Annotated in this window: 8 protein-coding genes and 2 pseudogenes; 6 read left to right on the top strand and 4 right to left on the bottom strand. The window is 68.2% G+C overall.

All coding sequences use genetic code 11. From position 1 onward, the window contains the following. Nucleotides 1–39: 39 nt before the first annotated feature. From JYG37_RS33275 to JYG37_RS33265, 3 genes and pseudogenes are all read right to left on the bottom strand, one after another. A pseudogene (locus JYG37_RS33275) lies at nt 40–1,579 on the bottom strand (efflux transporter outer membrane subunit). Between the two features lie 31 nt (nt 1,580–1,610). Then, a pseudogene (locus JYG37_RS33270) lies at nt 1,611–3,019 on the bottom strand (efflux RND transporter periplasmic adaptor subunit). A gap of 53 nt (nt 3,020–3,072) precedes the next feature. Then, nucleotides 3,073–6,312, bottom strand: coding sequence for an efflux RND transporter permease subunit (locus JYG37_RS33265; protein ID WP_213346765.1), 3,240 nt, complete (start codon nt 6,310–6,312; stop codon nt 3,073–3,075). 207 nt (nt 6,313–6,519) lie between these two features. Here JYG37_RS33265 and JYG37_RS33260 point away from each other — a divergent pair, with 207 nt between their 5' ends. After that, nucleotides 6,520–6,765, top strand: a complete 246-nt coding sequence (locus JYG37_RS33260) for an AbrB/MazE/SpoVT family DNA-binding domain-containing protein (RefSeq protein ID WP_124631895.1) — start codon at nt 6,520–6,522, stop codon at nt 6,763–6,765. A gap of 161 nt (nt 6,766–6,926) precedes the next feature. Next, nucleotides 6,927–7,241: a DUF4148 domain-containing protein gene (locus tag JYG37_RS33255; RefSeq protein ID WP_124557423.1), complete on the top strand. Its 315-nt coding sequence runs from the start codon at nt 6,927–6,929 to the stop codon at nt 7,239–7,241. 67 nt (nt 7,242–7,308) lie between these two features. Here JYG37_RS33255 and ansP read toward each other — a convergent pair whose 3' ends face one another. Then, nucleotides 7,309–8,799, bottom strand: coding sequence for an L-asparagine permease (ansP, locus tag JYG37_RS33250; protein ID WP_050017630.1), 1,491 nt, complete (start codon nt 8,797–8,799; stop codon nt 7,309–7,311). A 471-nt stretch (nt 8,800–9,270) separates the two neighbouring features. Here ansP and JYG37_RS33245 point away from each other — a divergent pair, with 471 nt between their 5' ends. The 4 genes from JYG37_RS33245 (at nt 9,271) to JYG37_RS33230 (ending at nt 12,236) form a co-directional block, all read left to right on the top strand. Continuing rightward, on the top strand, nt 9,271–10,077 hold the full coding sequence (locus JYG37_RS33245) for a transporter substrate-binding domain-containing protein (RefSeq protein WP_050017628.1): 807 nt from the start codon (nt 9,271–9,273) through the stop codon (nt 10,075–10,077). 89 nt (nt 10,078–10,166) lie between these two features. Then, nucleotides 10,167–10,853 (top strand): amino acid ABC transporter permease, encoded by a 687-nt coding sequence (locus JYG37_RS33240; RefSeq protein WP_175978507.1) that lies wholly within the window; start codon nt 10,167–10,169, stop codon nt 10,851–10,853. Further along, entirely contained in the window at nt 10,850–11,500 is a 651-nt protein-coding gene (locus JYG37_RS33235; protein ID WP_050017626.1) for an amino acid ABC transporter permease, read from the top strand. The genes JYG37_RS33240 and JYG37_RS33235 overlap by 4 nt, the downstream gene beginning before the upstream one ends. Beyond that, entirely contained in the window at nt 11,487–12,236 is a 750-nt protein-coding gene (locus JYG37_RS33230; protein WP_213346763.1) for an amino acid ABC transporter ATP-binding protein, read from the top strand. Before JYG37_RS33235 ends, JYG37_RS33230 begins: the two co-directional genes overlap by 14 nt. The last annotated feature ends 53 nt before the right edge of the window (nt 12,237–12,289 follow it).

The following is a 12,289-nucleotide window of genomic DNA, read 5'->3' as shown; positions in this document are numbered from 1 at the left end:
TTTTGCGGGCATAGCGCGCGGCACGCGTTCCTTGCAGGTTCAACCAGCCGCCGGCGGCGTGACGGCGGGTTCGGGTTGCGCGGCCCCGGCGTGTTCCTTCACGCCGGTGTTCGATTCCGCACCAGAGCCTGCGTTCGCCCCTGTCTGCCAGCCACCACCCAATGCCTTCAGCAACCCGACTTCCGCCTCGATCCGCCGCGCGTCGATCTGATCGGCCGTGCGCCGGTTCGTCAGCGCGATCGTCTGCGCGGTCACCACGTCCAGATAGCTGACGGCGCCCGCATTGAAGCGATTCGTCGTCAGCCGCAGCGACAGGTCGGCTGCGTCGGTCGCGCGTTGCTGGCTGCCGGCTTCGGATGCGAGCGCACCGATCGCGGACAACTGATCCTCGACCTGCTGGAACGCGACGAGCACGGTTTGCCGGTAATCGGCGACCGCGCCGTCGTATTGCGCATGCGCGCCGCGCAGCGACGCGCTGCGGCGGCCGCCGTCGAACAGCGTGCCGGCGAGTTGCGGGCCGAGCGACCAGAACAGGCTCGGCGCGGCGAGCCACGGCGCGAAGAACGAACTCTCGAGGCCGGCGCTCGCCGACAGCACCAGATCGGGAAAGAACGCGGCGCGCGCCTCGCCGATCTGCGCGTTCGCGGCCGCGACACGGCGCTCGGCCGCCGCGATGTCGGGCCGCCGCTCGAGCAGTTGCGACGGCACGCCGGCCGGAATGGCCGGCACGTGGAACGCCTGCACGCGCGGCGGCAGCGCGAACGTCGATGCGCTCTCGCCGACGAGCGTCGCGATCGCGTGCTGCAACTGCGCACGCGACGCGTCGATGTCGGTGTCCTGCGTGCGCGTCGATTCGAGCTGCGTGTCGGCTTGCGCAACCGCCGACGCGTCGATCGCACCGGCCGCGAGTTGCTGCTTGAGCAGCGTCAGCGCGTCCGCGTACGCGTGCACCGTGTCATCGAGCAACTGCTTCTGCGTGTCGAGCGAGCGCAGCGCGAAATAGTCGGTCGCGAGTTCGGCCGTGACCGACAGCTTCACGGCCTGCAGGTCGGCCGCGCTCGCGGCGGCATTCGCCTGCGCGCCGGTCACCGCGTCGCGCACGCGGCCGAATACGTCCGGTTCCCAGCTCGCGGCCACGCCGGCCTGGTAGTCGGGCGTCGTCTTGCCGGCGAGCGACGAACCGAGCCGGTTCTGCGACACGCGCGAGCGGCTTTGCGCGACGCCCGCCGTGATCGTCGGCAGGAACCCGGCGTGCTGATAGTCGACCATCGCGCGTGCCTGCTGCAGATCGGCGACGGCTTTCTTCACCGTCTGGTTCGACACGTCGACGCGGGCTTCGAGCGTGTTCAGGTCGGCATCGCCGAACACGGTCCACCACGCGCCGCGCGCGGCGGCGTCCGCGGGCATCGCGACGTGCCAGCCGGCTTGCGCGGCCGGTGCGGCCGGCGCGCCCGCGGTGCGCGGGCACCGCGACGGCGGGCGGCGAATAGGGCGGCAGCGTCGAGCAGGCGGTCAATGTGGCGACGGCGCCGAGCGCGACGATGCGGCGAGCGAACGGGAGCGGATGAAGAAGGCGCATGGCAGGCATCTCGTGGGTGGTCGTCGATGGGTTAGCCGCGGGCGGGCGCCGGAGCGGGCGTTGAAGCAGCGCGTGCGACGCCGGCCGCGCGCAGCGGCGGCACGTCGCGCGCACCGGTCGCGGGCGCCGGTTGCGCGGCCTGCGCGGACGAAGCAGCCGAAGCAGCCGAAGCCGCAACCGGCGCCGCATCGTGCGAAGTCGCCACGATCTTCACGGCTTCCCCGGCCGTGATCGCATCGCCCGGGTTATCGATCACGCGATCGGTCGCCGCGAGCCCCGCGACGATCTCCACGCGCGTGCCGAAATCGCGCCCGATCTGCACGGTCTTCAGCGCGGTGCGTCCGTTCGCGCCGACGGTGGCGACCGTCACGCCGTTCGGGCGGAACAGCAGCGCACTGACCGGCAGGTCGAGCGCCGGCGCCGCGCTCGGCAAGACGAGATGCGCCTGCGCATACGCACCGGGCATCAGCGTGCCGTCGCGGTTGTCGACGTCGATCTCGACGCGCAGCGTGCGCGTGACGGGATCGATCGCGCCCGCGCTGCGCGCGACACGCGCGGCAACGCGCCGCCCCGGATACTGCGGCGTCGTCAGGTAGACCGGCGTGCCGGTCGATACGCCGGCCGCGCTGTCCTGCGGCACGTCGACGAACACGCGCAGCGTGTCCGTCTGTTCGAGATGGAACAGTTCGCCCGACAGGCCGGGGCTGCCGGGCGTGCCGCCCGCGGTGACCAGCGTGCCGACGTCGACGTTGCGTGCGGTGATCACGCCGTCGAACGGCGCGGTGACGGACTCGTACGACACGAGTTCGGCAAGGTGCGCGACGTTCGCCTGCGCGGACGCGAGCATCGCGCGCTTCGCGTTCATGTCCGCGACCTTCGTGTCGGTGTCCTGCTGCGACACCGACTGCGTTTTCAGCATGTCCTGCCAGCGCTGCGCGGTCGATTTCGCATAGTCGTAGTTCGCCTGCGCGCTCGCTTCGTCGGCGCGCGCCTGGCGCAGCTGCGCGTCGAGATCGGGCGCCGAGATCTGCGCGAGCGTCTGGCCGGCCTTCACGTGCGTGCCGAGATCGACGCTCCAGTGCGCGATATAGCCGCTCGTGCGCGCATAGATCGATGCGTCCGCATAGGGCGCGACCGAGCCGGGCAACGTCAGCGTCTGGTCGGCCGGCGCCGCGCCGGGCACGACGATGGACACCGGCAGCGCCTGCTGCACGGCCACCTGCGCACGTTGCGCGGCGCGTGCGTCGATACGCGGCACGATGCCGAGCGCGAGCAGCGCGGCGGCGAGCGCGACGGCCGCGAGCGGCACGGCCAGCTTGCGGCGGCCGCGGGCCGGCGGGGTGTCGGGGCGCCGCCGCGGGCGGCGGGCGGTACGGCTGCGGCCGCGGTGGCCGCTTCGGCGGCGGGCGGCGGCGCGACGGGTTCGATCGAGTCGTTCATGATGGGTCCGGGGTCGGGCGAATCGATGGATAGGAAAGGTGGGGCGCCTGCGCTCAACGCAGCGCCGGCGTATCGGGTGCATGCTGCGCGCGCCGGGTAGCCGCGGCGTCGCGACGCCGCGCGAGCCACGCGTGGACGAAGCCGAACAGCACCGGCACGAACAGCAGCGTCGACACCGTGCCGAACGCGAGGCCGCCGATCACCGCGCGGCCGAGCGGCGCGTTCTGCTCGCCGCCGTCGCCGAGGCCGAGCGCCATCGGCAACATGCCGATCAGCATCGCGAGCGCGGTCATCACGACGGGCCGGAAGCGGCTGAAGCCGGCGTCGAGCGCGGCCTGCCACGGCGATGCGCTGCCCGCGAGCAGTTCGCGCGCCGAATTCACGACGAGAATGCTGTTCGCGGTCGCGATGCCGATGCACAGGATCGTGCCGGTCAGCGCGGGCACCGACAGCGTGGTGCGCGTGACGAACAGCATCCACGCGATGCCGGCGAGCGACGCGGGCAGCCCGCCGACGATCACGAGCGGATCGAGCCACGACTGGAAGTTCACGACCATCAGCAGGTAGACCAGCGAGATCGCGAGCGCGAGGCCGCCGAGCAGGCCCGCGAACGATTCGTGCATCGCCTGCACCTGGCCGCGCAGCACGATCGACGAACCGGGCGGCAGTTGCGCGCGCGCGGCGTCGACGAGCTTCGTCACGTCGGCCGTGACGCCGCCGAGGTCGCGCCCCTGCACCGACGCGAAGATGTCGAGCACGGGTTGCACGTTGTAGTGCGACACCACGGCCTGCTGCGTCGCGCGCGAGAACGTGCCGAGCGAGCCGAGCAGGTTCTGCGCGGGCACGCCCGCGGCCGGGCCGCCGGCCGGCGTCTGCGGCGAGCGGGCGGTGCCGGCGGGCAGCGGCACGTTCGCGAGCGACTGCAGCGAATTCACCGTGTATTGCGGCGTCTGCACGAGCACCGGGTAGCTGACGCCGTTGCGCGGATCGAGCCAGAAGTTCGGCGTCGTCTGCGAGCTGCCGGACAGTGCGATCAGCAGGTTCTGCGCGACGTCGCGCTGTTCGAGGCCGGCCTGGATCGCCTTCGTGCGATCGACGTTCACGTTGATCGCCGGTTCGTCGCCGGGCTGCTGGATGCGCGCGTCGACGAGCCCGCGCACACCGCGCAGCTTCGCGAGCAGCGCGTTCGCGACCGCACGGTTCTGGTCGAGCTTGTTGCCGACGATCTGGATGTCGATCGGCGCGGGCAGCCCGAAATTCAGAATCTGGCTGACGATGTCGGCCGGCAGGAACGCGAACGTCACGCCGGGGAACGACTGCGCGAGCACGTTGCGCAGCTTCGCGACGTACGCGGCGGTCGACGCGTGATTCGGCTTCAGCGTGACGAGCACGTCGGCGTCCTCGGTGCCGATCGGGTCCGACGAGTCGTACGTGAGGTTGATCCCGCTCACCGGCACGCCGATGTTGTCGAGCACGCCGGCGAGTTGGTTCGCCGGAATCACGCCGCGGATCTTTGCTTCGACCTGGTCGGTCAGCCGCGCGGTTTCCTCGATCCGCGTGCCGGTCGGCGCGCGCAGGTGCAGGCGGATCTCGCCGGTGTCGACCGACGGGAAGAAGTCCTGCCCGGCGAACGCATAGAGGCCGGTCGATGCGACGCAGGCGAGCAGGAACGCGGCCGCGAAGCGGCGGCGATGTGCGATCGCCGCCGACAGCAGCGCGCGATAGCGCAGCCGCACGGCCTCGAAGCGATGCTCGAACGCGGCCTGGAAACGTGCGATGCGCGCGAATACGCCGCGCGGCGGCCGGCCGCTGCCTTTGGCGCGCATCAGCGCCATCGCGAGCGTCGGCACCAGCGTGCGCGAGAAGAAGTACGACGCGATCATCGCGAAGATCACGGCTTCGGCGAGCGGCACGAACAGATAGCGCGCGACGCCGGTCAGCAGGAACATCGGTACGAACACGATGCAGATCGACAGCGTCGACACGAAGGTCGGCACCGCGATTTCGCCCGCGCCGGTCAGAATGGCCTCCTCGAGCGGCGCGCCGAGCTCGAGATGATGCGTGATGTTCTCGATCGCGACGGTCGCGTCGTCGACGAGGATCCCGACCGCGAGCGCGAGCCCGCCGAGCGTCATGATGTTGATGGTCTGGCCGAGCACGGACAGCGCGAGCAGCGACGTGAGCACCGCGAGCGGGATCGTGATCGCGATGATCAGCGTCGCGCGCCAGCTGCCGAGGAACAGCAGGATCATCAGCGCGGTCAGGCACGCGGCGATCAGCGCCTCGCGCACGACGCCCTGGACCGCCGCCTTCACGAACACGGACTGATCGTCGAGCGGCGAAATGTGCAGCGCCTTGGGCAGCCCGGCCGCGATCTTCGGCAGCATCGTCTTCACCTGGTCGATGATCGTCAGCGTCGACGTGCTGCCGGTCTTCTCGACCGTCAGCAGCGCCGCGCGCTTGCCGTCCGCCCGTACGATGTTGGTCTGCGGCGCGTAGCCGTCGCGAACGTGCGCGACGTCGCGCACATAGACGACATTACCGCCGATCGTCTTCACCGGCAGGTCGTTCAGCGCGGCGACCGTCTGCGTGCTGCCGTTCATCTGCACGTTGTATTCGTGCGTGCCGATCTTCGCGGTGCCGCCCGGCAGGATCAGGTTCTGCGCGTTGATCGCGTTGACGACGTCGATCGGCGCGAGCCCCTTCGCCTGCAGCGCGCGCGTATCGAGATCGACGACGATCTGGCGAATCTTGCCGCCGAACGGCAGCGGCACGGCCGCGCCCTGGACGGTCGCGAGCTGCGTGCGGATGAAGCTGTTGCCGAGGTCGTACAGCTGCTGCTCGGGGAGCGTGTCGCTCGACAGGCCGAGCTGCAGGATCGGCACGGTCGACGCGTTATACGTGATGATGTTCGGCGGCAGCGTGCCGGGCGGCAGGATGCGCAGGATCGACGCGGCGTTGCTCGCGGCTTCCGCGATCGCGCGATTGATGTCGGCGCCCGGATGGAAGAAGATCTTCACGACCGACACGCCGTTCAGCGACTGCGACTCGATGTGCTCGATGTCGTCGACGTCGGACGTGAGCGCGCGTTCGTAGTTCGACGTGATCCGCTTGGCCATGTCCTCGGCGGAGAAGCCGTTGTACGACCAGACGATGCTGACGACCGGAATGTCGATGCTCGGGAAAATGTCCGTCGGCGTGCGCAGCAGCGCGAGCGGCCCCGCGATGAAGATCAGCAGTGCGAGTACGACGAACGTATAGGGCCTGCGTAACGCCAGCCGGACGATCCACATGATGGTGCTCCTCGAAGCAGGGCTTGGATGCGCATTCGATGCGACGAGCATGCAGTCTGCCGGCGCGGCGTTGACCCGACCCTGACTCGAAGATTACGAAACCGTTATCTGTGCGGGCGGCGGCATCGTGGGCGTTTGGTCGCCGGCGGCGCGCCCTTGCTTTTTCATATGCCTTCCCGGAAAGTAAGGAATATTGGAGGTGCCGCAATGACAGCAGCCACTATCACTTCAAGGGGGCGGGTCACCATTCCGGTGGACGTCCGAAATCAACTGGGCCTGGCGTCTGGAGACCGGATCGAATTCAGCTTCAACGAGGCAACGGGCCGGTATGAGATCTACCCGGCCACGCGCTCGCTCGCCTCGCTGAAGGGCATCGTGAAGAAGCCCGAGAAGCCGGTGTCAATCGAGGACATGAGTCGGGCCATCGTCGAACAGGGCGCGTCCGCGCGATGATCGGACTGGACGCGGCCAGATGACAAAACCGTAATCGAAGCCTCACCTTCAGGAAAGCGCGCGAATCGCAGAATGCACCCAACTCTTCATCGCATCGATGGGGAGCGGAGGTCCGGCCTGATCTGCGGACGCGAACACGCCATCTTTGAGAGGTGAACATCATGAACAACCTGATTCGTGCAGTCCTGCTGTCCTGCGCACTGAGCGCACCGATCGTCGCTTTTGCGCAAACCACCGACCATGCGGTCACACGGGCCGACGTGCGCGCCGATCTCGTCCGCGTCGAAAAGGCCGGGTATCGTCCGGTCGGCAGCGATCCGTACTATCCCGACGACATCCAGGCCGCGGAAGCGAAGGTCGCGGCACAGCAAGCGCAATCGGCCGCCGCGCGGCCGAGCGTCGCGGCCAAGACCGCTGCGCCGTCGTTCGCATCGCTCGCGTCGCTCGACGAGCAACCGTTGTACGAGCATCACTGAATGCGGCCGTCGACCGCCGTCGCTGGCCCGACGGCGGATCGTTCGACGGCGCGCGTGCCGCCGCGAGTCAGTGCTCGCCGTTCTCGAGCACGTTCTGCGTGAGCGCGATCGACGGAATCGTCGGCTTGAGCAACGCACGGCGCGCGCGACGGCTCAGCCACTTCCAGCCGGCCACGAGCAGCAGCGCGACCAGCGGGATCGACGCAATCGTCCACGTCCCGTTCGGGTAGTCGAATGCCATCAACACCAGCACGCCGAGCAGGAACAGCAGCGTGAGCCACGACGTCACGGGCGCGCCCGGCATCCTGAACGCGACGTCTTCCACGTCGCCGCGCCTGACCGCGGCGCGGAACTTCATCTGGCACACGACGATGAAGCCCCATGTGCTGATGATGCCGAGCGACGCGATGTTCAGCACGATCTCGAACACGCTCGACGGCACCAGATAGTTGAGCAGCACGCCGACCACATAGATCGCGACCGTCACCAGAATGCCCGCGTACGGGACGGATTGCGAACTCATCCGCGCGAGGAACGCGGGGGCCGAGCCGCCCATCGACAGCGAACGCAACACGCGCCCCGTCGAATACAGGCCGGAGTTGAGGCTCGACAGCGCGGCCGTGAGCACCACCAGGTTCATCACCGAGCCGATACCCGGCACGCCGAGCGCGCCGAAGAACGTGACGAACGGGCTCTGGCCCGCCTTGTACGCACTCCACGGCAGCAGGCAGACCAGCAGGACGACCGACGCGACGTAGAAAATCGCGATGCGCCAGATCACGTTGTTGATCGCGCGCGGCAGCACCTTGCGCGCGTCCTTGCATTCGCCGGCGGCCGTGCCGACCAGTTCGACGCCCGCGAACGCGAACACCACGCCCTGCACCAGCACCAGCGCCGGCATCAGTCCGTGCGGAAAGAACCCGCCGTTGTCGGTGATCAGATGCATGCCGGTGCCATGGCCGGCCACCGGCATGCCCGTGCCGAGAATCGCCGCACCGATCACGAGAAACAGCACGATCGCGGCGACCTTGATCAGCGCGAACCAGAACTCCATCTCGGCGAACCATTTCACGCCGATCAGGTTCATCGTCGCGACGATGCACAGCGCGACGAGCGCGAAGATCCACTGCGGCACGGCCGCGAACGGCGCCCAGTAATGCATGTAGAGCGCGACGGCGGTGATGTCGACGATGCCGGTCATCGCCCAGTTCAGGAAGTACATCCAGCCGGCGACGAACGATGCCTTCTCGCCGAGGAATTCGCGTGCGTACGACACGAAGCTGCCGCTGCTGGGGCGATGCATCACCAGCTCGCCGAGCGCGCGCAGGATCAGGAACGAAAACGCGCCGCACACCAGGTAGACGATCGCGAGCGCCGGGCCGGCGGCCTGCAGCCGCGCGCCGGCGCCGAGAAACAGCCCGGTGCCGATGGCCCCGCCGATTGCGATCATCTGCACCTGTCGATTGCCGAGGGTCTTGTGATAGCCGGCTTCGTGCGATTCGAGCCAGCTGCGTTTGTCGGTTTCGCCGGTTGTCGACGGGTCGGGAATCGATGCCATGACGGTATCCTCGCGCACGGATGGGATGGGACTCGCCCCGATCGCGGGACGATCGGGACCACCGGTACCGGAGGAGCAGCGTGCGCAATCGAGCGCGCCCGTCCTGATCGCGATTCGTCGGACGTGACGAAAGGCCCGGTACGTCGCGAACGTATTCAGCCGTAATTCCCGTCACAAACGGAATGCAAATTTGGACTGGGGCTGTTCGAATCCGTGCATAGGGCCCCGGCGCCGGGTGAACCGGATAGGTAATTTGGTGCGCCGGCGCGCGCTGCGAGGGCAAGCGTTACCGACGGCACCGGTTCGTGCACCGAAATGAGGAATCCGGTTCGCCGAGAGGTTCGCCGAAATTTCCGCCTCATGCCGGTGCGGCAAGCGTTTCACGTCGGTGGCCCGGTTTTTGCTGGAGTGGTGTCGGCCGCGCAATCGTTGCGCGCTGCCCGACGACATACCAGACAAGGAAGATTCACCGTGAGCCCGACGACCCGACCGTTCCCCCGACGCACCTGGCTGGCTGCGCTGCTCGCCGCCCCCGTGATCGCGCTGTTCGCCGCCGCGCCGGCCCACGCCGATGCGCTCGACACCATCGCGAAGAACGGCACGCTGCGCGTCGCGGTGCCCGAGGACTATCCGCCGTTCGGTTCGGTCGGCACGGACATGCAGCCGCAGGGCTACGACATCGACATGGCCGGACTCCTCGCCAAGGCGCTCGGCGTCAAGCTGAAGCTGGTGCCCGTGAACAGTGCGAACCGGATTCCGTACCTGACGACCAACAAGGTCGACATGGTGATCTCGTCGCTCGGCAAGACGCCGGAGCGCGAGAAGGTCATCGACTTCTCGAGCGCGTACGCACCGTATTTCCAGGGCGTGTTCGGGCCGTCCGACGTGAAGGTGAGCACGCCCGCCGACCTCGGCGGCAAGACGGTGGGCGCGACGCGCGGCGCGCTCGAGGAGATCGCGCTGTCGCAGCTCGCGCCGAACGCGACGATCAAGCGCTTCGAGGACAACAACGCGACGATCCAGGCGTTCCTGTCGGGGCAGGTCCAACTGATCGCGGCCGGCAACATCGTCGCGGCGGCGATTCTCGCGAAGAATCCGCCGCGCCGCCCCGAGGTCAAGTTCGTGATCAAGAATTCGCCGTGCTTCGTCGGCGTCAACAAGAACGAACCGCGCCTGCTCGCGAAGATCGACGATGCGATCGCGCATGCGAAGCAGGACGGCTCGCTGGGCGAAATGTCGCGCAAGTGGCTCGGCCAGCCGTTGCCGGCCGGACTGTGACGCATCGCCGTGTCGCGTGACACGTCGCCGCGGCCGGGATGCCCGGCGCGGCGCGTGTCGTTGTCCGAACCCGAATCTATCCCGTTCCCATGAGCTACCAGCTTCAATTCGGCGAGCTTGCCGAGTATGCCGGCGTATTCGCGAGCGGCGCGGCGATCACGCTCGCGCTGACCGCGGTCGCGACCGTGCTCGGCGTGGCGGTCGGCGTGCTCGGCGCGGCCGCATACAGCGCCGACGCGCGCGCGGCCGTGAAACTTCGCCCGCTGATCGGCGCGTACGTCGAGGCGATTCGCAATACGCCGTTCGTCGTCCAGCTGTTCTTCATCTTCTTCGGCTTGCCGGCGCTCGGCGTGCACATCGACGAATACACGGCCGCGATCCTCGCGATGACGCTCAATCTCGGCGCGTACTCGGTCGAGATCGTGCGCGCGGGCGTGGCCGCCGTGCCGAAAGGGCATCTGGAGGCGGCGTCCGCGCTCGCGATGTCGCGCGCGCAGATGCTGCGCCACGTCGTGCTGCCGCAGGCGCTCGCCAAGGTGTTTCCCGCGCTGTCGAGCCAGATCGTGATCACGATGCTCGGCTCGGCGGTCGTGTCGCAGATCTCGGTGGCCGATCTGACCTATGCGGCCAGCTACATCCAGTCGCGCAACTTCCGCGCATTCGAGACGTACTTCGTGATCACGCTCGCGTATCTGGCGATGGCGCTGCTGATGCGCGCGACGCTCGGCGCGATGGGGCGCCGCCTGTTCTCCCGCCGCGTGCGAGGTGCGCGATGACCGATTTCACGTTCGGGCAGATGCTCGCGAACCTGCTGCTGGCGGCGCGCTGGACGATCGTGCTGTCGATCGTGTCGTTCGTGTCCGGCGGCCTCGTCGGCCTCGGGCTGCTCGTGATGCGCGTGTCGAATTCGACGGTGCTGCGCGGTGTCGCGAAACTCTATATCGAAGTGTTCCAGGGCACGCCGTTGCTGATGCAACTGTTCATCGTGTTCTTCGGCTTGCCGCTCGTCGGGCTCGACGTTTCGCCGTGGGTCGCGGCCACCGCGGGGCTCACGTTCTTCACCAGCGCGTATCTGGCCGAGATCTGGCGCGGCTGCGTCGAGGCGGTGCCGAAAGGGCAGTGGGAGGCGTCGGCGAGCCTCGCGATGAGTTATGTCGAGCAGTTGCGTCACGTGATCCTGCCGCAGGCCGCGCGCATCGCGATCGCGCCGACGGTCGGCTTCGGCGTGCAGGCGGTGAAGGATACGGCGCTCGTGTCGATCATCGGCTTCACCGAGCTGACGAAGGTCGGCATCGCGATCTCGAACGCGACGTTCCGGCCGTTCGTCGTGTATGGCCTCGTCGCGCTGATCTATTTCGCGCTCTGCTATCCGCTTACCCGTTATGCGCGCACGTTGCAAAGGAGATGGCATGCCGCTCGTTGAAACCCGGGGTCTCGAAAAGAACTTCGGCACCCATCATGTGCTCAAGGGCATCGATCTGTCCGTCGAGCGCGGGCAGGTCGTGTCGATCATCGGCCGCAGCGGCTCGGGCAAGAGCACGCTGCTGCGCACGCTCAACGGGCTCGAGAGCATCGACGCGGGCACGATCTCGGTCGACGGCGAACGCGTCGATGCACGGCATGCGGACCTGCGTGCGCTGCGGCTGAAGGTCGGCATGGTGTTCCAGCAATACAACCTGTTTCCGCATCTGAGCGCCGGACAGAACGTGATGCTCGCGCAGTCGGTGGTGAAGAAGTCGCACCGCCAGCAGGCGCGCGCGATCGCGGAGCTGATGCTCGAGCGCGTCGGCCTCGGCGACAAGTTCGACGCGTTTCCGGAACAGCTGTCGGGCGGCCAGCAGCAGCGCGTCGCGATCGCGCGTGCGCTCGCGATGAAGCCGAGCGTGCTGCTGTGCGACGAGATCACGTCCGCGCTCGATCCCGAGCTCGTCGGCGAGGTGCTGGGCGTCGTCGAGCAACTCGCGCGCGAGGACATGACGGTGATCATGGTCACGCACGAGATGAACTTCGCGCGGGCGGTGAGCGACCGGATCGTGTTCATGCACCAGGGACGCGTGTGGGAGAGCGGGACGGCCGAGGAAATCTTCGAGCGGCCGCAGACGGTGGAGTTGACGCGGTTTCTGAGCAGCGTGCGGAATCCGGAAACCGCTGCGCGTTGACCGACACGGCCGTGCGGCCGGGCCGCGACCAGATGACAAGACCGTAATCGAAG

Source organism: Burkholderia sp. LAS2 (assembly GCF_018417615.1).
GTDB lineage: Bacteria > Pseudomonadota > Gammaproteobacteria > Burkholderiales > Burkholderiaceae > Burkholderia > Burkholderia sola.
Note: the sequence above shows the minus strand (reverse complement) of the source record. Positions and strands in the feature narration are given on the sequence as shown.